Annotated in this window: 16 protein-coding genes; 10 read left to right on the top strand and 6 right to left on the bottom strand. The window is 71.5% G+C overall.

The features are described from left to right. Positions 1 to 68: 68 nt before the first annotated feature. Both ACFRAL_RS07400 and ffh read left to right on the top strand, forming a co-directional pair. Positions 69 to 1,064 (top strand): TetR family transcriptional regulator, encoded by a 996-nt coding sequence (locus ACFRAL_RS07400; RefSeq protein ID WP_378881261.1) that lies wholly within the window; start codon positions 69 to 71, stop codon positions 1,062 to 1,064. Positions 1,065 to 1,134: 70 nt separating this feature from the next. Continuing rightward, positions 1,135 to 2,697: a signal recognition particle protein gene (ffh, locus tag ACFRAL_RS07395; protein WP_378881258.1), complete on the top strand. Its 1,563-nt coding sequence runs from the start codon at positions 1,135 to 1,137 to the stop codon at positions 2,695 to 2,697. 40 nt (positions 2,698 to 2,737) lie between these two features. Here ffh and ACFRAL_RS07390 read toward each other — a convergent pair whose 3' ends face one another. Next, entirely contained in the window at positions 2,738 to 3,901 is a 1,164-nt protein-coding gene (locus tag ACFRAL_RS07390) for a glutamate--cysteine ligase (protein WP_378881243.1), read from the bottom strand. Positions 3,902 to 4,201: 300 nt separating this feature from the next. Here ACFRAL_RS07390 and rpsP point away from each other — a divergent pair, with 300 nt between their 5' ends. From rpsP to ACFRAL_RS07370, 4 genes are all read left to right on the top strand, one after another. Further along, positions 4,202 to 4,633, top strand: a complete 432-nt coding sequence (gene rpsP, locus ACFRAL_RS07385; protein ID WP_336396929.1) for a 30S ribosomal protein S16 — start codon at positions 4,202 to 4,204, stop codon at positions 4,631 to 4,633. Between the two features lie 4 nt (positions 4,634 to 4,637). Then, entirely contained in the window at positions 4,638 to 4,868 is a 231-nt protein-coding gene (locus tag ACFRAL_RS07380) for an RNA-binding protein (RefSeq protein WP_018171095.1), read from the top strand. Between the two features lie 49 nt (positions 4,869 to 4,917). Beyond that, a complete protein-coding gene (rimM, locus tag ACFRAL_RS07375) occupies positions 4,918 to 5,544 on the top strand; it encodes a ribosome maturation factor RimM (protein WP_378881241.1) in 627 nt (208 codons plus the stop codon). Positions 5,545 to 5,645: 101 nt separating this feature from the next. After that, complete coding sequence (locus ACFRAL_RS07370) at positions 5,646 to 9,707, top strand: molybdopterin-dependent oxidoreductase (protein ID WP_378881238.1); 4,062 nt, start codon at positions 5,646 to 5,648, stop codon at positions 9,705 to 9,707. An 87-nt stretch (positions 9,708 to 9,794) separates the two neighbouring features. Here the strand turns inward: ACFRAL_RS07370 and ACFRAL_RS07365 are convergent, their stop codons facing one another. Continuing rightward, on the bottom strand, positions 9,795 to 11,228 hold the full coding sequence (locus ACFRAL_RS07365) for an MFS transporter (protein WP_336396932.1): 1,434 nt from the start codon (positions 11,226 to 11,228) through the stop codon (positions 9,795 to 9,797). A 181-nt stretch (positions 11,229 to 11,409) separates the two neighbouring features. Between ACFRAL_RS07365 and trmD the strand changes: the two genes are divergently transcribed. Beyond that, on the top strand, positions 11,410 to 12,105 hold the full coding sequence (gene trmD, locus ACFRAL_RS07360) for a tRNA (guanosine(37)-N1)-methyltransferase TrmD (protein ID WP_336396933.1): 696 nt from the start codon (positions 11,410 to 11,412) through the stop codon (positions 12,103 to 12,105). A gap of 28 nt (positions 12,106 to 12,133) precedes the next feature. Here trmD and ACFRAL_RS07355 read toward each other — a convergent pair whose 3' ends face one another. From ACFRAL_RS07355 to nirB, 4 genes are read right to left on the bottom strand one after another with little or no spacing between them, the layout of a single operon-like run. Continuing rightward, positions 12,134 to 13,270 (bottom strand): uroporphyrinogen-III synthase, encoded by a 1,137-nt coding sequence (locus ACFRAL_RS07355; protein ID WP_378881236.1) that lies wholly within the window; start codon positions 13,268 to 13,270, stop codon positions 12,134 to 12,136. Next, positions 13,267 to 14,022, bottom strand: a complete 756-nt coding sequence (gene cobA, locus ACFRAL_RS07350) for a uroporphyrinogen-III C-methyltransferase (protein ID WP_194398191.1) — start codon at positions 14,020 to 14,022, stop codon at positions 13,267 to 13,269. The genes ACFRAL_RS07355 and cobA overlap by 4 nt, the downstream gene beginning before the upstream one ends. Next, positions 14,019 to 14,417: a nitrite reductase small subunit NirD gene (nirD, locus tag ACFRAL_RS07345; protein ID WP_194398192.1), complete on the bottom strand. Its 399-nt coding sequence runs from the start codon at positions 14,415 to 14,417 to the stop codon at positions 14,019 to 14,021. Before nirD ends, cobA begins: the two co-directional genes overlap by 4 nt. Then, positions 14,414 to 16,993, bottom strand: a complete 2,580-nt coding sequence (gene nirB / locus ACFRAL_RS07340; RefSeq protein WP_336396935.1) for a nitrite reductase large subunit NirB — start codon at positions 16,991 to 16,993, stop codon at positions 14,414 to 14,416. The genes nirD and nirB overlap by 4 nt, the downstream gene beginning before the upstream one ends. Positions 16,994 to 17,302: 309 nt before the next feature. Here nirB and glgX point away from each other — a divergent pair, with 309 nt between their 5' ends. The 3 genes from glgX to treZ are packed head-to-tail and all read left to right on the top strand — an operon-like array spanning position 17,303 to position 23,600. Further along, the gene (gene glgX, locus ACFRAL_RS07335; RefSeq protein ID WP_336396936.1) at positions 17,303 to 19,516 is read left to right on the top strand and encodes a glycogen debranching protein GlgX; all 2,214 of its coding nucleotides are present in this window, start codon (positions 17,303 to 17,305) and stop codon (positions 19,514 to 19,516) included. After that, positions 19,513 to 21,870: a malto-oligosyltrehalose synthase gene (treY, locus tag ACFRAL_RS07330; RefSeq protein ID WP_378881231.1), complete on the top strand. Its 2,358-nt coding sequence runs from the start codon at positions 19,513 to 19,515 to the stop codon at positions 21,868 to 21,870. The genes glgX and treY overlap by 4 nt, the downstream gene beginning before the upstream one ends. Then, a complete protein-coding gene (gene treZ, locus ACFRAL_RS07325) occupies positions 21,867 to 23,600 on the top strand; it encodes a malto-oligosyltrehalose trehalohydrolase (RefSeq protein ID WP_378881228.1) in 1,734 nt (577 codons plus the stop codon). Before treY ends, treZ begins: the two co-directional genes overlap by 4 nt.

Genomic DNA, 23,600 nt, shown 5'->3' with positions numbered 1-23,600 from the left:
GCCATTCATGGATCGCGTCCAACAATACATCGGGGCGCGCGGGATGGAGCCCGCCGTAGGGTGGCTTCATGTGCAGCGAGCACCGGGCGGGCCGGCCGAAGGCGTCGTCGCGCGAGACGATCGCCGAGGCGGCCTGCGAACTGTTCCTCGAGCAGGGGTACGAGCAGACCTCGATCGTCGACATCTCCCGGCGGGCGGGCGTCAGCCGCTCCAGCTTCTTCAACTACTTCTCCTCGAAGTCCGACGTGCTGTGGGCAGGCCTGGACGAGAGGCTCGCGGAGTTCGAGCGGCGCATCGCGACGGACGGGAGCACGGATGCCGCGGCCGCCGTGCGCGCAGCGACGCTCGCCATCGCCGACGGCTTCGCGCCCGACAGCCTGGCGCTCGGCATCGTCAACGCCGCGGCGATGGGTCTCGAGGTCGAGTACGAGCGCGACGCCGCGCTCCGACGAGCCCGCGTCGCACGCGCGGTGTCGGCCCGCCTCGCCCACGGCGGCGCCGATCGGGTGCGTGCCGAGGTCGCGGGCGCGGCATGGGGCGGCGCGGTGATCGCCGCGATCGAGGCCTGGGCGCACGACGGCGCCGGCCGCACGTCGCTGGCGCGGTTCCTCGCCCGGGCGAGCGACGCGGCAGGGTCGACCTCGTGGACGGATCCGGTGGGCGAGGTCGCGCAGCTGCGGGTGGTGGTGCAGGCCGCCGCCTTCGAGCAGACCCTCGCGTTCTATCGCGACGTCGTGGGGATGCCGCAGGCCGAGGCGTACGAGGCCGACGGAGGTGCGCGCGTGGCGATCCTCGCGGCGGGGCGCGCCACTCTCGAGATCGCCAATCCTGCGCAGGTCGAGTTCATCGACCGCGTCGAGACCGACGGCGACGCCCCGAGCGACCGCATCCGTCTGGCCCTGGAGGTCGCCGACACCGACGCCGCGGTCGCCCGGCTCGACGAGGGCGGCGCCGTGATCGAGGCATCCGCCCGCGTCACGCCGTGGCGATCCCGCAACGCGCGCCTGCGCGGGCCGGCGGGACTGCAGCTCACCCTCTTCCAGGAGCTCGGGCCCGAGAGCTGAGTCGCCGCCCGGGCCCGGCAGGGGGCGAGCGCGAGGCGATGGCATCCGTCGCCGTTAGAATCGGGGGATCATGGCGACTTTCGGCACTCTCTCCGACCGGCTCACCGAGACCTTCCGCAACCTCCGCACCAAGGGCAAGCTCACGCCCGCGGACGTCGACGGCACGGTCCGCGAGATCCGTCGCGCGCTCCTCGACGCCGACGTGGCGCTTCCCGTCGTCAAGGACTTCACCGCCAAGGTGCGCGAGCGCGCCCTCGGCGACGAGGTCAACCGGGCGCTCAACCCGGCGCAGCAGGTCGTGCAGATCGTCAACGAGGAGCTCGTCGCCATCCTCGGCGGCGAGCAGCGGCGGCTGCAGTTCGCCAAGAACCCGCCGACGGTGATCATGCTCGCCGGCCTCCAGGGCTCCGGCAAGACGACGTTCGCCGGCAAGCTCGCGCGTCAGCTCGAGAAGGACGGGCACACCCCGCTCCTCATCGCCGCCGACCTCCAGCGCCCGAACGCCGTCAACCAGCTGCAGGTCGTCGCGGAGCGTGCCGGCGCCGCCATCTACGCACCGGAGCCCGGCAACGGCGTCGGCGACCCGGTGAAGGTCGCGCGCGACGGCGTGGAGGTCGCGCGCCGTCAGCAGCACGACGTCGTCATCATCGACACCGCCGGTCGCCTCGGCGTCGACGCCGAGCTCATGAAGCAGGCCGCCGACATCCGCAAGGCCACCGATCCCGACGAGGTGCTGTTCGTCATCGACGCGATGATCGGTCAGGACGCCGTCAACACGGCCAAGGCCTTCCAGGAGGGCGTCGACTTCACCGGCGTCGTCCTGTCCAAGCTCGACGGCGACGCGCGCGGTGGCGCCGCGTTGTCGGTGGCCTCCGTCACCGGCCGCCCGATCATCTTCGCGTCCACCGGCGAGGGCCTCGAGGACCTCGAGGCCTTCCACCCCGACCGCATGGCGTCGCGCATCCTCGACCTCGGCGACATCCTCACCCTCATCGAGCAGGCCCAGCAGGCCTTCGACGAGGAGGAGGCGCTCAAGGTCGCCGCGAAGCTTGCGACCGAGCAGTTCACGCTCGAGGACTTCCTCGAGCAGATGCAGCAGATGCGCAAGATGGGCTCGATGAAGAAGATGCTCGGGATGCTCCCGGGCATGGGCTCGATGAAGCAGCAGCTCGAGGACTTCGACGAGCGCGAGATCGACCGCACCGAGGCGATCATCCGCTCGATGACGCCGGCCGAGCGGCGCAACACCAAGCTCCTCAACGGCTCCCGCCGCCTGCGCATCGCGCGGGGCTCGGGCATGACGGTCACCGACGTCAATCAGCTCGTGCAGCGCTTCGAGCAGGCGGCCAAGATGATGAAGACGGTCGCGCGTGGCGGCGTGCCCAACATCCCGGGCATGGGCCCGGTTCCGGGGGCGGGTCGTCCCGGCGCCTCGTCCAAGCGCGGCAAGCAGCAGAAGGCGAAGGGCTCGCGGTCGGGCAACCCGGCCAAGCGCGCCGCCGAGAACGCGGGCATCGCCGCACAGGCCTCCGAGGCGCCGACGGGGTCGGGCTTCGGCCTGGGCGCGGGCGCCAAGGGCGTGCCGAGCGAGGCCGAGCTGGCCGAGCTGCAGAAGATGCTCGGACGCGGCTGACGACGGCGGGATCAGGCGCGGTCGGCGCGCATCGGCCGTGTCAGTGGCCGAGCGTGGCCAGATGCTCGCGCAGCGTCGGGCCGGAGCGGAACTCGCCGACGAGGTGGCGCACGACCTCGCGCAGATCGCCGTCCGCGGCATCGGCGACCGCGAGCTGCCGCGCGTAGCTCGCGCCCTGCGTGAGGATCGTGTCGATGCCCGCGAGCTCGCGCGCGCACTTCAGATCGACCGCGATGTCGCGGACCTGCTCGAGGGTCTCGCGCAGGTGGTCGACGACCGGGCGCTGCGTGCCCGCGCGATCGACGATCACCCGGGCGTCCAGGCCGTAGCGGGCGGCGCGCCACTTGTTCTCGCGGACGAACCAGGGCTGGATGGTCTCGAGTTCGAGCCCCTCGTCCAGCCGGCGGGAGAAATGCTCGACGAGTACCTGCACGAGGGCGGCGACCGCCGCGAGCTCGGGCAGCGTCGACATCCCGTCGCACGCGCGCACCTCGATCGTTCCCCAGCGCGGTGCCGGGCGGATGTCCCAGCGCACCTCGGTGGCGTCCTCCATCACGCCCGTGCCCACCATGTCGTCGAGGTAGCCCTCGAACTCACGCCAGTCCTGCAGGGGCCACGGGAGCCCCGCGGTCGGCAGCTGCTGGAAGACCAGCGCCCGGTTCGAGGCGTAGCCCGTGCGCTCGCCCGCCCAGTACGGGCTCGACGCCGAGAGCGCCTGCAGGTGCGGCAGGTACACGGCCAGGGCGTTGATGATGGGGAACACCTTGTTGACGTCCTCGACGCCGACATGGATGTGGATGCCCCAGATCATCATGTTGCGTCCCCACCACTGGGTGCGCTCGATGAGCTTGTGGTACCGCGTCTTGTCGGTGACCGCCTGGTGGTACCACTGCGCGAACGGATGACTGCCGGCGCACAGCAGGTCGATGCCGTGGGGATCGGTGAACGTGCGCACCGCCGCGATCGCGTCGCCGATGTCGTCGACGGCGGCCGCGACCGTGTCGCCGATGCCGCTGGTGAGCTCGATGGTGTTCGTGAGCAGCTCGCCGGTGACGGTGTAGCGCTCCAGCGCGGAGTCGTCTTCGAGCGCGTCGAGCACGTCCGGAGCGCGGGGGATGAGGTCTCCGGTCGCGGTGTCGGCGAGCATCAGCTCCCATTCGAGGCCCACCGAGGAACGGGCTGATGTCGCGAAGGGCACCGTCATGCGCACAGTCTGGCACGGTGTTCCGCCGGTCCCGTCCGCTTGACGGCACGGTGCGTCACGTGGTGGGCGGGGTGTTCGCGGGGGCTCCTGCGGTCTGGTGGGCGGGGTGTTCGCGGGGGCTCCTGCGGTCTGGTGGGCGGGGTGTTCGCGGGGGCTCCTGCGGTCTGGCAGAATAGAGGGCTGGATCACCCGCTCGACCCTCTATCCAGCGCGGAGATCCTCCCTTCAGAGCTTCCGCCGGGTGTGCACCCCACGCTCCAGGCGATCGGTTCGATCACTTTCCACACATTCAGGAGAATCGTGGCTGTCAAGATCCGTCTCAAGCGTCTCGGCAAGATCCGTGCGCCGTACTACCGCATCGTCGTGGCCGACTCGCGCACCAAGCGCGACGGTCGTGTCATCGAGGAGATCGGCAAGTACCACCCCACCGAGGAGCCCTCGTTCATCGAGGTCGACTCCGACCGCGCGCAGTACTGGCTGTCGGTCGGCGCGCAGCCGACCGAGCAGGTGCTCGCCATCCTCAAGCTGACCGGCGACTGGGGTCGTTTCAAGGGCGACAAGGACGCCGTCTCGACCGTGAAGACGCGCGACGAGAAGGCCGCGTTCGAGGTCGACTCCTCCAAGAAGTCGGTCGTCAAGCCCAAGGCCGAGAAGAAGGCCGAGGAGCCCGCCGAGGCTCCCGCCGCCGAGGCGACCGACGCGGCCGACGAGGCCGCCGACTCCGCCGAGTAATCCGTTGCTCGCCGCCGCGCTCGAACACGTCGTCAAGGGGATCGTCGATCACCCGGACGACGTCCGCATCGACTCGTCCACGTCGCCTCGCGGCGACGTGCTCGAGGTGCACGTCCACCCCGATGACCGGGGTCGCGTGATCGGGCGCGGCGGCCGCACGGCCAAAGCCCTGCGCACCCTCATCACCGCCCTCGCCGACGGACGCCGCGTGCGCGTCGACGTGGCGGACGACTGAGGTGGCAGGCGAAGACACCACGGGAGCGGGTCCTGAGGCCCGCCGCCCCGTGAACGCGGTTCCCCCCGCCGGCAGGACGCAGCTCCGGGTCGGACGCCTGGTGAAGGCCCACGGCCTCAAGGGCGCCATCAAGATCGAGCTGTACACCGACGATCCCGACGGACGCTTCGTCCCGGGCGCGACGTTCACGCTCCAGGTGCCGGAGTCGTCGCCGTGGCACGGCAAGCCGCTGACGGTGCGCGAGTTCCGGTGGATGAACAGCCACCCCGTCGCGTTCTTCGAGGGCGTCGACGACCGGTCCGCCGCAGAGGAGCTCATCCGCGCGATCCTCTGGGTCGACGAGGACTCCCAGTCCTCGCCCGCCGAGGACGACGCGTGGTTCGACCACCAGCTCGTCGGCCTCGACGTGGTGCGCGACGGTGAGACCGTCGGCCGTGTCGTGCGTGTGGACCACCTCCCGGCGCAGGACCTCCTCATCGTGAAGGTCCGCGAGGACGAGGTGCTCGTGCCGTTCGTCAAGGCGATCGTCCCGGAGGTCGATGTCGCCGGCGGCCGCGTGATCGTCACGCCGCCGGACGGCCTCTTCGAGGAGCTCCCCGACGACGAGGGCGATGAGACGCCGTCGCGGTCGGACGGCGACGACGCCGAGGACGCGGAGGACGGCACCGCCGGCTGACGCCGCCCTCACGCCGCTCTCCCGGCGGGGGTGCGGCAGATGTGATCTGCGGGAAACACGGCGGGAAAGGTCCCGGAACCTCTCTGCCCGACCATGGTCACATGGCCGAAGTCCGCTCCCCGGTGCGCACCGTGTGCTCCTACTGCGGCGTCGGCTGCGGCATCTCGGTGACCACCGCGGACGGCGGAGCGGGGCATCCGCTCACCATCGCGAAAGTCGTGGGCGACCGCGAGCATCCGACGAACGCCGGACGCCTCTGCACCAAGGGAGCCACGCACGCCGAGCTCATGCAGGCCCCCGGCCGCATGACGTCGGCGCATATCCGACCGGCCCGGGGCGAGCCCGCCGAGCCCGTCCTGCTGACCGATGCGGTCACGGATGCCGCCGCCCGCCTGCGGGCCATCCTCGACGAGCACGGCCCCGATGCCATCGGGCTGTATGTCTCGGGCCAGATGAGCATGGAGGCGCAGTACCTCTCCAACAAGCTCGTGAAGGGGTACCTGCGCGGCATCCACATCGAGTCGAACTCACGACTGTGCATGGCATCGGCCGGCACCGGCTACAAGCAGTCGCTCGGCGCCGACGGCCCGCCCGGGTCGTACGAGGACTTCGACAGGGCGGACCTCTTCTTCGTCATCGGGTCCAACACCGCGGACTGCCATCCGATCCTCTTCCTGCGGATGTCGGATCGGCTGAAGCAGGGCGCGCGGCTCATCGTGGTCGACCCGCGCCGGACTGCGACGGCGGACCGGGCCGACCTCTTCCTGCAGATCCGCTCGGGGACGGATCTCGCGCTCCTGAACGGGCTGCTGCATCTGCTCGTGGCCGCCGGCGACATCGACGAGGAGTTCATCGAGGCGCACACCGAGGGCTGGGAGCACATGCCCGCGCTCCTGGCCGACTACCCGCCCGATCGCGTCGCCGACATCACCGGCCTCGCCGAGGAGGACATCCGCACCGCCGCGCGCTGGATCGGCGAGGCCGGCGAGTGGATGACCCTGTGGACCATGGGACTCAACCAGTCCACGCACGGCACCTGGTCGACCAACGCCATCTGCAACCTGCACCTGGCGACCGGGGCGATCTGCCGCCCGGGCAGCGGCCCGTTCTCGCTCACCGGTCAGCCCAACGCGATGGGCGGCAGGGAGATGGGGTACATGGGGCCCGGCCTGCCCGGCCAGCGCGCGGTGTTCAGCGCGACGGACCGCGCCTTCGTCGAGGATGTGTGGGGCCTGGAGCCGGGGACGATCCGCGCGGACTCGGGCTCCGGGACCATCGACATGTTCCGTCGCGCCGCCGAGGGCGAGATCAAGGCGCTGTGGATCGTCTGCAGCAACCCGGTCGCTTCCGTCGCCAACCGCAGGACCGTGATCGAGGCGCTCGAGAGCGCGGAGCTCGTCATCGCGCAGGACGTCTACACCGAGACGGCCACCACGGCATACGCCGACATCCTGCTCCCCGCGACCCTCTGGGTGGAGGCGGACGGCGTCACGGTCAACAGCGACCGCACCCTCACCCTGGTGCGGGACGTCGTGCCCGCTCCGGGCGACGCGCAGCCGGACTGGCTGCTGATCTGCCGCATCGCGCAGGCGATGGGATTCGACGGCTTCGACTTCGCCTCCAGCGCCGAGGTCTTCGACGAGATCCGCCGGTTCTGGAACCCGCAGACCGGCTGGGACCTGCGCGGGGTCACCTACGAGCGCCTCCGCGAGACGCCGGTGCAGTGGCCCGCCCCGCCCGGCGACCCCGCGACGCGTCATCCGATCCGGTATGTGAACGACGGCGTCAGCCAGTCCCTCCACGTCGAGGACGACGGCACGGTGCCGCGGCTGGCCTTCGCGACGCCGTCGCGGCGCGCGCAGTTCCTCGCCCGTCCGCACCTCGATCCGGCGGAGCTGCCCGACGACGACTACCCGTGGGTGCTCAACACCGGACGCCTGCCGCATCACTGGCACACCCTGACCAAGACGGGCCGGGTGGCCAAGCTCGCCAAGCTGCACCCTGGACCGTTCGTCGAGGTGCACCCGTTCGACGCCGAGCGTCACGGCATCTCGGACGGCGACCAGGTCGAGGTCGCATCGCGCCGCGGCCGGTTCGTCGTGCCGGCGGTGCTCACCGATCGCGTCCAGCCCGGCAGTCTGTTCGCCCCGTTCCACTGGAACGACGAGCACGGCGAGTACGTCACCGTGAACGCCGTGACCAACGACGCGGTGGACCCGATGTCGGCGCAGCCGGAGCTCAAGGTCGCCGCTGTGTCGCTGCGCCGCGTCGGGCCCGGTGCCGGCGCCGCCGAGCCGTCGACGGCCTCCGCCGACGAGGCGCTAGCCCAGGCGGGCGTGCCCCTTGCGCCACCCCCGCTGAGCGACACCGAGGGCGCCTATCTGGCGGGCTTCCTGTCGACGGTGCGGTCGGTGGCGCTCGCGCCCGGTGAGGTGCCGGTGCTGCCGGCCGAGGCGCCGCTGGGGGCGCTCGCGCGCGCCTGGTTCGACGGCGTGCTCGCCGGCGCGTTCTCGCGCGCCTCCGTCGGCGGCGCGACGCCGCAGTCCGGCGATGCCGATGAGGTCGTCGTGCTGTGGGGCTCGCAGACCGGGAACGCCGAGGAGTTCGCCACGGCCGCGACCGCCGCCCTCGGGGCGCGCGGCATCCCGGCGCGGTCGCGGAGCATGGCGGAGCTGCGCGCGACCGATCTCACCGCCGTGCGCCGACTGCTCGTCGTCACGTCCACGTTCGGCGACGGCGGCCCGCCCGACAACGGCGCGGCACTGTGGCACGACCTGAACGCCGACGGCGCGCCGGAGCTCTCGGACCTCCGCTACGCCGTGCTGGCGCTCGGCGACTCCAGCTACGACGACTTCTGCGGTCACGGCCGGCGTCTGGACGCGCGGCTCGGCGAGCTGGGGGCGACGGCCCTGCTCGAGCGCGTCGACGTCGAGCCCGATGCCGACGAGCCGCGCGAGGCGTGGCTGGCGCAGATCCTCGAGACGCTGGCGGGGGAGGGGACGGTGGCTGCGGCATCCGTCGTCGCACCTCCGGCCCCCATGAAGCGCCTGTTCACCCGCGCCAACCCGGTGCACGCGCCCCTGGTGCGCAATGAGCTCCTCAGCCGGCCCGGGTCGCAGAAGGAGGTGCGGCGGATCGGCTTCGACCTGTCGGAGTCCGGCGCGACGTACGAGGCGGGCGACTCGCTCGGCGTCGTCTGTGCCAACGCGCCGGGTGTGGTGACGGAGTGGCTCCAGGCCACCGGGATCGCCCCGAACACGATCGTCGAGCTCGACGGCGAGGAGCGCACGTTCGCCGACGCGCTGCGGACGCGGCTGGACATCACCAGGACGCCGCTGGACCTCGTCCGCTTCATCGCCGAGCGCAGCGGCGACAGCGCGCTGAACGCACTGCTCCGGCGCGAGAACAAGGGCCGGCTCGAACAGTTCCTGTGGAGCCAGCAGGCCGTGGACCTCGTCCGCGACTTCCGCGTCGCCGCGTCGGCCGACGAGTGGGTCGGCGTGCTCAAGCGGCTCCAGCCGCGCCAGTACTCGATCTCGTCGAGCCCGAAGACCGATCCGGGCACCGTCGAGCTCACCGTGTCGGTGGTGCGGTTCCAGACCGAGTCGGGTCGTGCGCGGGGCGGCGTCTGCTCGACGTTCCTCGCGGACGGCGAGGCGACGGCGGTGCCCGTGTACCTGCAGCGCTCGCCCGCCTTCCGTCCGCCGGCCGCATCCGATGCGCCCATGATCATGATCGGGCCGGGCACGGGCATCGCCCCGTTCCGCGGATTCCTCCACGACCGTCGCGCCGACGGGCACACCGGCCGCAACTGGCTGTTCTTCGGGGAGCAGCACGCCCAGACGGACTTCTACTACCGCGAGGAGCTGCAGCAGATGCACGCGGACGGCTTCCTCACCCGCCTGGACCTGGCCTTCTCGCGCGACCAGCGGCAGAAGATCTACGTCCAGGACCGCATGGTCGAGCACGGTGCGCGTCTCTGGCGCTGGCTCGAGGACGGAGCCCACGTCTACGTGTGCGGCGATGCGACGCGCATGGCCAAGGACGTCGAGGCGACGCTCGTCGGCATCGCCCAGCAGCACGGCAAGCTGTCCGAGGACGCGGCGACGGAGTACGTCCGCGCCCTGGCGGCCGACGGCCGCTACGCCCGCGACGTGTACTGAGGACCGCCTCGTCCCCACGGGCGCGGGGGCAGCACGAAGATGAGCGGATGCCTCGGCCGAGGCATCCGCTCATCTTGTGGTGTCGCGTCAGATGCGCTGCTTCGCCAGCGAGGCTCGGGGGACGACGTAGACGAGCACCGTCACGAGCAGCAGCGCGACGTACGCGGCGACGAACCCGGCGAACGCCGCGGTGTAGCCGCCCGTCGCCAGCTGCGAGGCGTTGAGCACCTGCGGCACGAGGAACCCGCCGTAGGCGCCGATCGCCGAGATCAGGCCGAGGGCGGCCGCGGCCTTGCGCATCATCCTGGTCGCCTCCGGCGAGCCCGGCTCGTCGCCTCGCGCGAGGGAGCGGGCCGCGAAGATGCTCGGGATCATGCGGTAGGTCGAGCCGTTGCCCATTCCGGTCGCGGCGAACAGCACGAGGAAGCACGCCAGGAACACGGCGAAGTTGCGCAGCGGCATCGTCAGGATGAGCGCCAGCGCGCCCAGAGCCATCACCGCGAAGGCGCCGACGGTCACGCGCGCGCCGCCGAAACGGTCGGCGAGCCTGCCCCCGTACGGACGGGCCAGCGAGCCGACGAGGGCGCCGAGGAAGGCCAGCGAGATCGCCGCCTGGCCGACCTGGATGGTCGACAGCGCCGGGAACTGGTCGGCGATGAGCTTCGGGAAGACGCTCGCGAAACCGATGAACGATCCGAACGTCCCGATGTACAGGACCGCCATGACCCACAGGTGCGGCTCGCGGAGGGCCGCCGCGGACCCCGCGAAGTCGGCCTTCGCGGACGAGAGGTTGTCCATGTAGCGCCACGCGCCGAACATCGCCAGCAGGATCAGCGGGATCCACATCCAGCCGGCGAGCGAGATGTTCAGCGTCGCCCCGGCGCCGATGGTCACAGCGATCGGCACGGCGAACTGGGCGACCGACGTGCCGAGGTTGCCGCCGGCGGCGTTCAGGCCGAGGGCCCAGCCCTTCTCCTTCTGCGGGAAGAAGTACGTGATGTTGGCCATCGAGCTGGCGAAGTTGCCGCCGCCGACGCCGCCGAGGGCGGCGACGAGCAGGAGGACGCCGAACGGCGTCTCGGGGTTGGACACGACGATGCCCAGGAGCACGGCCGGGATGAGCAGGAGCGCGGCCGAGACGATCGTCCAGTTGCGGCCGCCGAAGATCGCGACCATGAACGTGTACGGGAAGCGGAGCGTGGCGCCCACGAGGCTCGGGAGGGAGATGAGCCAGAACGACTCCGAGCTGGTCAGCTGGAAGCCCGCGGCCGGGAGCATCACGACGACGATGCTCCACAGCTGCCAGATGATGAAGCCCAGGAACTCGGCGAAGATCGACCAGCCGAGGTTGCGGCGTGCGATCGCACGCCCCTCGGCCTTCCAGAACGCCGGGTTCTCGGCGTTCCAGCCGTCGATCCAGCGTCCGGGTCGATGAGTGAGGGCGACCGGCGCGTCGGCCGGGGCGATGGACCGGGGCGGTGCGTCGGTCTGGGTCGTGGACGGGGTCACGGTGGTTGTCATGGCGCCTCCCTGAGGTGAGCTGACACTGGGGGTGAGTGTGCTTCCACGCTAGGAACGGGGTGTTTCGGCCCGTCTGCCCGCGCGGTTACTTCCCGGTCACTTCTCGATCACCGTCCGGCGCCTCCCGCGGTGGGTGCCGCGACACACGTCCGAAACACGCGCGCCTCCTAGACTCGGAGGCATGCGCGTCGACATCGTCACGATCTTCCCGACGTTCTTCGACGTGCTGGGCGTCTCGCTGATCGGCAAGGCCCGTGACCGCGGCATCCTGGAGATGCACGTCCACGACCTGCGGGACTGGACGCACGACCGTCATCGCACGGTCGACGACACGCCGTACGGCGGCGGGGCCGGCATGGTGATGAAGCCGGAGCCGTGGGGCGAGGCGCTGGACGCGGTGCTCACCGACGACGCCGTGCTGCTGGTGCCGTCCCCGGCGGGGGAGCTGTTCTCGCAGCCGATGGCGCGCGAGCTCGCCCAGGAGGAGCACCTCGTGTTCGCCTGCGGGAGGTACGAGGGCATCGACCAGCGCGTCGTGGACCACTACGCCGAGCGCGGACGCGTGCGGCTGGTGAGTCTCGGCGACTACGTCCTCAACGGCGGGGAGGTCGCCGCCATGGCAGTGATCGAGGCGGTCTCGCGGCTGATCCCCGGCGTCGTGGGCAATCCCGAGAGCCTCGTCGAGGAGTCGCACGAGCTGGGACTGCTGGAGTACCCCAGCTACACCAAGCCCGCGCAGTGGCGCGGGCTGGAGGTGCCGCCCGTGCTGCTCAGCGGAAATCACGGGGCCATCGCGGCCTGGCGGCGCGAGCAGAGCCTCGCGCGCACGCGTGCGCACCGGCCCGACCTGCTGCCGGAGCCCGACGCCGCGTCGTAGCGGCGGCGCGTCCCTGCGACCGGTCCGCTCACGCCGGATCGATGACGTTGAGCCGGTAGCCGCGCTTGACGACCGTCTTGACGAGGTCCGGCACGCCCAGCGACTCGCGGAGGCGTGCGACGGCCATCTCGACCGCGTGGGTGTTCTCCCCCGAGCGCGGCAGCGCCGTCTGCAGGCGATGGCGCGACACGACGCCGCCGTGCGCGTCGAAGAGCACGCCGACGATGTCGGTCGCGCTGCGCGACAGCGCGATGTGGCGGCCGTCGAGCACGATGCCCGTGCTGCGGAGCTCGAGGCGGCCGGCGGAGGTGGGGAGCGATGCCGCGCCGCCGCCGCCGAAGTGCGTGACGACCGCCCGCACCAGCGAGCCGAGCCGGCCGCGCTCGGCGATGAGGGGCTCGAGGCCGGCGTCGAGCAGCGGGCCGGCCGTGATCGGCCCGACCGCTGCCGTCAGCAGGCGGCCCTCGGCGTCGCGCTCGAGGATCGCCTCGAGCATCCCCTCCTGCCGTGCCGCCGCGAGCCACTCGGCGGCGCCCGGTGCCGAGGTGAACAGGACGGCGTCGACCTCGCCGTGCGCCGCCGCGACGACGGACCGCGACACCGCCGCCGGGTCCGGCGGTGGCCCCCAGCGGTAGACGGTGAGGCTCACCACGTCGGCGCCGGCGCGCTGGAACAGCTCATCCAGCCCGTCGGCACCCGAGCCGTGATGCTGCACCGCGACGCGGCGGCCCCCGATGCCCTCGGCCAGGAGGTACTCGCCGAGCTCGGCGGACGTCTCGGACTCGGCCACCCAGTCCGCCGTGAGCCCGGCCTGCTGGATCGCACCTCGGGCCTTGGGGCCGCGGGCGACGATCTGCGCCCCGGCGAGCGCGTCGTGCAGCTCGTCGAGGAGCCCGGCCTCGTCGGCCGCCTCCATCCAGCCGCGGAAGCCCACGCCGGTGGTGGCGACGACGATGTCGGGGGGACGCGCGATGAGCTCCTGCGTGGCGGCGATGAGCGCGTCGTCGTCGATGTGGGGGACGATCGTCAGCGCGGGCGCGTGGCGCACCTGCGCGCCGTGTCGCTCGAGTGCGGCTGCCAGCTCGAGCGAGCGGCGGTCGACGGCGATGACGATCGTGCAGCCGTCGAGCGCGGCCGAGAGGGTGGGGCGGGTGGTGGAGCTCAACGGACGGTGTCACCTGCCAGCTGGCGGTCGGGAAGCAGCAGCCCGGCGCGGGCGACCTCGCCCACGACGATGACGGCGGGGTTGCGGACGCCGGCGACGCCCGCGTCGAGCACGACCGCGCCCAGCGTGCTGCGTGTCGTCCGCTGATCGCGGTGGTGGCCGCGTTCGACGATGGCCACGGGCCGGTCCGCCGGGACGCCCGCGTGCAGCGCGTCCGAGACGATGCGGGGGAGGGCTCCGACGCCCATGAGGATCACGGTCGTCACGGCGTCGTCGCGCATCGCCGCGAGAGTGGCCGCGGTGACCTCGGCGGGGCCGTTGACGATGTGCACCGCGCCGGCCACGCCGCGATGGGTGACGGGGATGCCGGCGGCCTGGGGCACGGCGATGGCGCTCGAGATGCCCGGCACGACGTCGACCGGGATGCCGGCGGCCAGGCACGCGGCGACCTCCTCGCCGCCCCGCCCGTACACGAAGGGGTCGCCGCCCTTCAGACGGACGACGTGCTTGCCCGCCTTCGCGCGGGCGACCAGCAGCTCGTTGATCTCCTCCTGCGGCACCGGGTGGTGGCCGGGATGCTTGCCGACGTCGATGATCTCGACCTCCGGCCCGACATGCTCGCGGATGTCGGTGGGCCCCAGCCGGTCCATGACGATGACATCCGCACGCGTGAGCAGCCGCCAGGCGCGCACGGTGAGCAGGTCCAGGGGCCCCGGTCCGCCGCCGATCAGGTCGACGCGGCCGACGCTCATGCCTCGTCCTCCCAGCGCACGAGCACGTGCCCGCCGTCGACGGACACCGGCCACACGTGCAGGCTCATCGGCTCCTTGCCCTGCGTGTCGAGGCAGGCGCCGGTGCGAAGGTCGAACACCTGCTTGTACATCGGCGACGCGACCGTCGGGATGTCCTGGCGCGTTCCGACGATCCCGCGCGAGATGACGTGCGCGCGACTGTACGGGTCGAGGTTCGACACCGCGTGGACGCGGCCGCCCGTGCCGTCCGGGCCGCGGAGCAGGAAGAGGGCGATCTGGGTCCCGCCCAGGAGCGCGGCGCGCCCGCGCTCGATCTCGAGGTCGGCCAGTTCGCACACGCGCACCCATCCGGGAGGTGCGGTGTACTCGGTCGTCTGCGGGTCGACGAGGGTCATCGGCGCACCTCCAGTGTCGTGCCGGCGATGAGCACGCGCGAGTCGGCCCGCTCGTCCTCGGTGGCAGGTCGGGGCTGTCCGCGCTCGGCGGTGTAGGCCAGTGACGGGTCGGGGGTCTTCGGGGCGTTCACGAACGAGGCGAAGCGGCGCAGCTTCTCGGGGTCCTCGAGCGTCGCCTTCCATTCGTCCTCGTACGATTCCAGGTGCGCGGCCATCGCGGCATCCAGATCCGCGCAGATGCCGAGGCTGTCGTCGAAGATCACGGCGCGAAGGCCGTCGATGCCACCGTCCAGATCCTCGAACCACGGCGCCGTGCGCTGGAGGCGGTCCGCGGTGAAGATGTAGTACATCAGGAACCGGTCGATCGCGGTGAGCAGTTCCTCGTCGCTGAGCCCCTCGGCCAGCAGCACCGCGTGGCGCGGCGTGAAGCCGCCGTTGCCGCCGACGTACATGTTCCAGCCGGCCTCGGTCGCGATGACGCCGACATCCTTGCCTCGCGCCTCGGCGCACTCCCGGGCGCAGCCCGAGACGCCCAGCTTGATCTTGTGGGGCGAGCGGAGGCCGCGATAGCGCAGCTCCAGCTGGACCGCCATGCCCACGGAGTCCTGCACGCCGTAGCGGCACCACGTGGATCCGACGCACGACTTCACCGTGCGCAGCGACTTGCCGTAGGCGTGCCCGGACTCGAACCCCGCCTCGACGAGGCGCTGCCAGATGTCGGGCAGCTGCTCCAGGCGGGCGCCGAACATGTCGATGCGCTGTCCGCCGGTGATCTTGGTGTACAGCCCGAAGTCCTTCGCGACCTGCCCGATGACCAGGAGCCCCTCCGGCGTGATCTCGCCGCCCGGGATGCGCGGCACCACCGAATAGCTGCCGTCCTTCTGCAGGTTCGCCATCACGTGGTCGTTGGTGTCCTGCAGCGTCGCGTTCTCGCCGTCGAGCACGTGGCCGCGCACGAGCGTGGACAGGATGCTGGCGAGCGCCGGCTTGCAGATGTCGCAGCCGCGACCGGTGCCGAAGCGCTCGATGACGGCGCTGAACGTCGTGAGACCGGAGACGCGCACCGCGTCGAACAGCTGGCGGCGCGACATGTCGAAGTGCTCGCACAGCGCGTTGCTCAGTGCCGCACCGGTCTTCGCGAGCTCGGTGCCGACGATCTTCTTGACCATCATCACGCACGAGCCGCAGGCGGCTCCCGCCTTCGTGCACGCCTTGACACCTGCGACGTCGGTGCAGCCCTCCTCGTGGACCGCGTGACGGATGGCGCCGGCGGTCACGCTGTTGCAGGAGCAGACCAGCGCCTCATCGGGGAGGTCGCCGGTGGGCGCGGCCACGCCGCCTTCGGGCATGAGATACGCGGCGGGATCGCCGCCGAGCGCGCCGCCCACGAGCGGCCGCAGCGATCCGTACGCGGAGGCGTCGCCGACGAGGATCCCCCCGAGCAGCGTCTTCGCGTCGTCGGACAGCACGAGCTTCTTGTAGACCCCGGCCACGGGATCGGCGTAGGTGACGTCCAGTGCACCGGGCGTCTCGGCGAAGGCGTCGCCGAAGCTCGCCACATCCACGCCGGAGAGCTTGAGCTTGGTCGACAGATCGTAGCCGGGGAAGGATGCCTCGCCGCCGAGCAGCCGCGTCGCCGCGACCTCGGCCATCGCGTAGCCCGGGGCGACCAGGCCGACGCACAGGCCGTCGTAGTTGGCGACCTCGCCGATCGCGAGGACGCGGGGATCCGACGTCTGGCAGCCGGCGTCGATGAGGATGCCGCCGCGCTGGTGCACGTCCAGGCCTGCGGTCCGCGCGAGCTCGTCGCGCGGGCGGACCCCCACCGTGAAGACGACCACGTCCGTCCGGTCGTACGAGCCGTCCTGGAACTCCAGTCCCGCGACCTGGCCGGTGCGGTCGGGATCGAGCCGTGTGGTGACCGTCCGGGTCTTCACCGCGATGCCCCGGGACTCGATGAGTCGCCGGAGGGCGTCGCCCGCGGGGAGGTCGAGCTGCGCCGACATCAGCCGATCGGAGGACTGGACGACCGTGCAGTCCACGTCCAGCCCCTGCAGCGCCCCGGCCGCCTCGAGGCCCAGCAGTCCTCCGCCGATGACGGTGCCGACGAGCGGGCGGCCGAGCTCCGCGGAGCGGCGCTGGACGAACGCCTCGAGCTTCTCGACGTCGTCGAGAGTGCGGTACACAAAGCAGCCCTCGAGCCCGAAGCCGTCCACGGCCAGGCGGGCGGCGTACGATCCCGTCGCGAGCACGAGCCGGTCGTACGCGACGCTGGTGCCGCTGCGGGTGGTCACGCGCCGGGCCTGGCGGTCGATGCGGGTGACCGCGTCGCCGCGCAGGAAGCGGACGCGCGGGTCCTCGAGCACGGTGCGCTCGAGTTCGAGGTCGGCCGCCGAGGCGCCGCTGAAGAAGCCGGTCAGCCCCACGCGGTCGTACGGCGGGCGGTCCTCCTCGCCGATGAGCGTCACCCGCCACTCGTCGCCGGCTCGGGTGAGCAGGCTCTCGACGAAGCGGTGGGCGACCATGCCCGCGCCGACGACCACCACGTGGGTGCCGAGCGCGGGGCTGTGCATCATGAGGTCACCGTACGCGGGTGATGTTGCAGCGGCGTCAGCGTCATGTTTCCGGTTGTTGACATGGTCGCGGTGGGCCATGGCTCCTCCTCGTCGGCCGGATGTTCGGTGAACACGAAGCTACGAGCGCGGTGTTTCACCGCCCTGCGGGCGGGGGTTACCTCGAGCGAACGTTTCTCTCACACGGCATGCGACGCCCTTGTGAGGTCGCGGTCGTGGCGGGGGGCCTACCCTGTTCGCGCACGGTGCGCCAGTCCCGGCGCCCGGTCATCGCCGACCGATATCGTGAAGGCCCCGCAAGATGGAGGTCGTATGCAGATCTGGCCAGGTTCCCCGTACCCGCTCGGTGCGACCTTCGATGGGAGCGGGACGAACTTCGCGCTCTACAGCGAAGGTGCCGAACGCGTCGAGCTGTGCCTGTTCGACGACGACGGCAACGAGACACGGGTCGACCTCGTGGACGTGGACGCGTACGTGCATCACGGCTATCTGCCCTCCGTGCAGCCGGGCCAGCGCTACGGCTACCGTGTGCACGGGGAGTTCGATCCCGAGTCGGGCAAGCGGTTCAACGCCCACAAGCTCGTGCTCGATCCGTACGCCAAGGCCGTCGAGGGGCAGGTCGACTGGGGCCAGCAGGTCTTCGGCTACGACTTCGGCGAGCCGGACTCCCGCAACGACGAGGACTCCGCCGCGCACCAGATGATGGGCGTCGTCGTGAACCCGTACTTCGACTGGGCCGGCGATCGCCTTCCCAAGACCCCCTACTCGGAGACGTTCATCTACGAGGCCCACGTGCGCGGCCTGACGCAGCTGCACCCCGCGATCCCGGAGGAGATCCGCGGGACGTACAGCGCGATCGCCCACCCTGCGATCATCGAGCACCTGCAGAAGCTCGGAGTCACCGCGATCGAGCTGATGCCCGTCCACCAGTTCGTCAACGACTCGGTGCTCGAGGAGAAGGGGCTGTCGAACTACTGGGGCTACAACACCATCGCGTTCCTCGCCCCGCAGAACACCTACGCCTCGAACGGCCAGCGCGGGCAGCAGGTGCAGGAGTTCAAGGCGATGGTGAAGTCGCTGCACGCGGCGGGGATCGAGGTCATCCTCGACGTGGTCTACAACCACACGGCCGAGGGCAACCACCTTGGCCCCACCCTGTCGATGCGGGGGATCGACAACGAGGCCTACTACCGACTCGAAGCGGACGACAAGCGCTACTACACCGATTACACCGGCACGGGCAACAGCCTCAACGTCGGCAATCCGCACACGCTGCAGCTGATCATGGACTCGCTGCGGTATTGGGTGCTGGAGATGCACGTCGACGGGTTCCGCTTCGACCTGGCGTCGACCCTCGCGCGCGAGTTCTACGAGGTCGATCGGCTCGCGACGTTCTTCGAGCTGGTCCAGCAGGATCCCGTGGTCTCGCAGGTGAAGCTCATCGCCGAGCCGTGGGACGTCGGTCCCGGCGGCTACCAGGTCGGCAACTTCCCGCCCCAGTGGACGGAGTGGAACGGCCAGTACCGCGACACCGTCCGCGACTTCTGGCGCGGCGAGCCCGCGACCCTCGGCGAGTTCGCCTCCCGGCTCACCGGGTCGGCCGACCTCTACGAGCACTCCGGGCGCCGGCCCGTGGCATCCATCAACTTCGTCACCGCGCACGACGGCTTCACCATGCGCGATCTCGTCTCGTACAACGACAAGCACAACGAAGCCAACGGCGAGGACAACCGAGACGGGGCGGACGACAACCGCTCGTGGAACTGCGGCGCGGAGGGCCCGACCGAGGACGTCGAGGTGCTGTCGCTGCGTGCACGTCAGCAGCGCAACTTCATCGCGACACTGCTGCTGTCGCAGGGCGTGCCCATGCTGCTGCACGGCGACGAGCTGGGGCGCACGCAGCGCGGCAACAACAACGGCTACGCGCAGGACAACGAGATCACGTGGGTGGACTGGTCGGCCGTGGACCAGCCGCTGCTGGAGTTCACCGCGGCGCTGGCGCGGTTGCGCCGTGAGCACCCGACCTTCCGCCGTCGCCGTTTCTTCGACGGCCGGCCGGTGCGGCGGGAGGAGGGCGCCCCCGTTCCCGACATCGTGTGGGCGCGTCCGGACGGCTCGCAGATGCAGCCGGAGGACTGGGACTCGGGCTTCGGCCGTGCCGTCGCGGTCTTCCTCAACGGCGGCGGCATCCGCGAGCGCGACCGCCGTGGCGAGCCGATCACCGACCGCCACTTCATCATCCTGTTCAACGCCGGAGACGACGACGTGGACTTCCTCATCCCCGCGGTGGAGTTCAGTCCCGAGTGGGACGTCATCGTCGACACCGCAGGTCAGCACGCCGACACCGACCCCGTCGAACCCGGCACCACGCTGACGGTGCGCGGTCGCTCGCTCATGGTGCTGCGCGAGCACCAGATGGAGGAGCCGGAGGTGGACCACTCCGTCGCCGCATCCCTCGCAGTCACAGGGGTGGCCGGGCCGGACGAGGTGCCCGGTGCGGCGCCGCGGGCGGAGCTGTCCCGGTGACCCGAACGCCAGCGCGGGGGGCGCGGCCGCGCTCGACGTACCGGCTGCAGATCCGGCCGTCGTTCACGCTGGACGACGCCGCCCGGCTGCGCGATTACCTCGGCGCGCTCGGTGCCGACTGGGTGTACTTCTCGCCGATCCTCGCGGCGTCCGAGGGATCCGATCACGGGTACGACGTCGTCGATCCGAGCACCGTCGACCCCGCGCGCGGCGGCCGCGATGCGCTGGAGCGCGCCGCCCGCGCCTTCCACGAGGCGGGTCACGGCGTCCTGGTCGACATCGTGCCCAATCATGTGGGCGTCGCGCGCCCCGCCGAGAACCCGTGGTGGTGGGACGTGCTGGCGAAGGGGCGCGGGTCGCGGTACGCGCGCGCGTTCGACATCGACTGGGACTTCGGCGGCGGCAAGGTGCGCCTGCCGGTGCTGGGCGAGACGGTCGAGGAGGCCGCAGCGTCGGGCGCTCTGCGCGTCGAGGACGGCGAGCTCCGCTACCACGACCACCGCTTCCCCCTGGCTGGAGGGTCTGCACCCGGCGATGAGGACGTCCTCGCCGTGCACGCCCGGCAGCACTACGAGCTGATGCACTGGCGGCGCGAGGCGTCCGACCTCAACTACCGCCGGTTCTTCGGGGTCTCCAGTCTCGCCGCCGTGCGGGTGGAGGACCCGGACGTCTTCGACGAAGCGCACGCCCAGGTCCGCAGCTGGTTCGACGACGGCCTCGTCGACGGTCTGCGCGTCGACCACCCGGACGGGCTGCGCGCCCCGGTGGAGTATCTCGAACGGCTCGCAGAGCTCACCGGCGGGGCGTACGTCCTCGTGGAGAAGATCCTGGAGCACGGCGAGGCGCTGCCCCCGTTCTTCGCCGCAGAGGGCACGACCGGATACGACGCGCTGGCCGAGATCGACCGCGTGCTGGTCGACCCCCGGGGCGAGGACGCCCTCGACGCCCTCGACGCCCGCCTCCGCGAGCGCTCCGGGCTTCCCGCTCCTCAGCCGTGGGCCCACGTGATCGCGGGGACCAAGCGCGTCATCGGCGAGGGGATCCTGCGATCGGAAGTGTGCCGTCTCGCGCGTGAGCTCGGCGCGCCCGACGACGCAGCGGTGGAGGACGCCGTGGTCGAGCTTCTCGCCCGGTTCCCGGTGTACCGCTCCTATCTGCCTGCGGGGCGGGAGCATCTCGACGCCGCCGCGGACGACGCGCGCGCGCATCGCGCGGACCTCGCCGCGGCGATCGACGCCGTCGTCGCGGCGCTCCGGGACCCCCGGCATCCCGCCGCCCTGCGCTTCCAGCAGACGAGCGGGATGGTGATGGCCAAGGGCGTGGAGGACACCGCGTTCTACCGTGCGACCCGCCTCGGCACCCTCACCGAGGTGGGCGCCGACCCCTCGCAGTTCGCGCTGCCGGTCGACAGGTTCCATGCGGCGCAGGCGGCCCGGCTCGCGGCGTGGCCGCACGCCATGACGACGCTGTCGACGCACGACACGAAGCGCGGCGAGGACGTCCGCGCACGCCTGTCGGTGCTGGCGGAGATCCCCGAGCGGTGGGCGGAGGTGCTCGAGGAGCTGACGGATGCCGCCTCCAGCGGTCACGGCCCCTTCGACGCGCTGCTGTGGCAGGCCGTCATCGGCGCATGGCCGGCGTCACGCGACCGTCTCCACGCGTACGCCGAGAAGGCGGCGCGGGAGGCCGGTGAGGCGACGAACTGGCTGGATCCGGATGCCGCGTTCGAGCGCCGCATGCACGCGATGGTCGACGCGGCCTTCGACGACCCCGCGGTGGCCGCCCGCGTCGAGTCGTTCGTGTCCGAGATCGAAGGCGCGGGGTGGTCGAACGCGCTGTCGGCCAAGCTCCTGCAGCTGGCAGGACCGGGCGTGCCGGATGTGTACCAGGGCAGCGAGCTGTGGGAGCACAGTCTCGTCGACCCCGACAACCGCCGTGCCGTCGACTTCGACGTCCGCCGCGGACTCCTCGCGGCGATCGATCGGGGCGAGCAGCCGCTGATCGACCGCACGGGCGCGGCGAAGCTCCTCGTCACGGCGCGCACCCTCCGCCTGCGGCGGGACCGTCCCGAGCTGTTCACGCGCTACACGCCGGCGGCCGTCGTCGGCGCCGCCGCGCATCACGCGATCGCCGTCGACCGCGGCGGCGCGCTGGCCGTCGCGACCCGCCTTCCGGTGGCCCTGGCGGCACGCGGCACGCGATCGGGCTCGCCCTGGGAGGACACGATGCTGCTGAGACACGCCGGCACCACGACCGACGTGTTCACCGGGCGGGTCTACCGCGGCCACGTCGCGCTCGCCGAGCTCCTCGAGCTGTACCCGGTCGCCCTCCTCGTCCCGGAGGAGCCGGCGTGATCCCCGAAGTGTGGGCTCCCCGGGCAGCTGCCGTGTCGCTGCGCGCTCCCGCACGCGGCGCGGACTCTCCGATGACGGCGCGCGGCGGGGGCTGGTGGCGGGCTCAGGTGGCGCTCCGGGACGGTGAAGAGTACGGGTTCGTGCTCGACGGCGCGGACCATGCCCGGCCCGATCCCCGGTCGCGCCGGCAGCCGCGCGGCGTCCACGACCTCAGCGCCGTGTTCGATCCCGCAGCGCACCTCTGGGGCGACAGCGCGTGGACAGGGCGCCAGCTCGCCGGGGGCGTCGTCTACGAGATGCACATCGGCACGTTCACCCCGGAGGGGACCCTGGATGCCGCGGCCGAGCGCCTCGATCACCTCGTGGACCTCGGGGTCGACTTCGTCGAGCTGCTGCCGGTCAACGCCTTCAACGGCGTGCACAACTGGGGCTACGACGGCGTCCTCTGGTACGCGGTCCACGAGGCCTACGGCGGTCCGGCCGCGTATCAGCGCTTCGTCGACGCCTGTCACGCCGCGGGCCTCGGCGTGATCCAGGACGTCGTGCACAACCATCTCGGGCCGAGCGGCAACTACCTGCCGGAGTTCGGGCCGTACCTGCGCGACGCGGAGTCGAACACGTGGGGATCGTCGGTGGACCTCGATGAGGACGAGGTCCGCCGCTACATCGTCGAGAACGCCCTGATGTGGCTGCGCGACCACCACGTCGACGGCCTCCGCCTGGACGCCGTCCACGCGCTGAAGGACCGCCGCGAGGTCCACATCCTGCAGGAGCTCGCCGAGGCCGTCGACGCGCTCAGCGCGCACCTCGGCAGGCCGCTGACCCTCATCGCCGAGTCGGACATGAACGACGCCCGTCTGATCGCCGCGAGGGAGGCGGGCGGCTACGGGCTCACCGCGCAGTGGAGCGACGACTACCACCACGCGGCGCATGTCGCCCTGACGGGCGAGACGGCGGGCTACTACGCCGACTTCGCTCCGCTCAGCGCGCTGGTCAAGGCGTCCACTCGCGGGTTCTTCCACGACGGGACGTGGTCGTCGTTCCGCGGACGTGCCCACGGACACCCCATCGATCCGCGCATTCCGACCTGGCGCCTGGTCGCCTTCTCGCAGGATCACGACCAGATCGGCAATCGCGCGGCCGGCGACCGGCTGTCGCAGTCGCTCGACGAGGGGGGACTCGCGATCGCGGCCGTCCTCACCGTGCTCGCCCCGTTCACCCCCATGCTGTTCATGGGGGAGGAGTGGGCGGCCTCCACGCCGTGGCAGTTCTTCACCTCGCACCCCGAGCCCGAGCTGGGGGAGGCGACCGCGCGCGGGCGCAAGGCGGAGTTCGCGCGGATGGGGTGGGACGAATCCGTGGTGCCCGACCCGCAGGATCCCGAGACGTTCTCGCGATCGAAGCTGCGCTGGGACGAGAAGGATGCCGGAGCGCACGGCAGGATCCTCGCGCTGTACCGCGCGCTGCTGGCACTGCGCCGGGAGCGGCCCGAGCTCACGGATCCGGACTTCCGTCACCTCGAGGCGTCGGCCGACGAGGATCAGCGGTGGTACCGCCTCTCCCGGGGCGCGGTGGAGATCATCGTGAACTTCTCGCCGACCGAGGTGGAGCTCGCCGCGACGGAGGCCGCCGACCTCCTGCTGGCGACGGACGAACGTGCGCGTCTGGAGCGGTCTCGTCTCACCCTGCCACCGCGCTCGGCCGTCGTGACGGCTCGCGCGACGTCCTGA

Source organism: Microbacterium sp. NPDC056736, assembly GCF_042790415.1.
GTDB lineage: Bacteria > Actinomycetota > Actinomycetes > Actinomycetales > Microbacteriaceae > Microbacterium.
The sequence above is the reverse complement of the archived record's forward strand: the minus strand, read 5'-3'. Positions and strand labels throughout refer to the sequence as shown.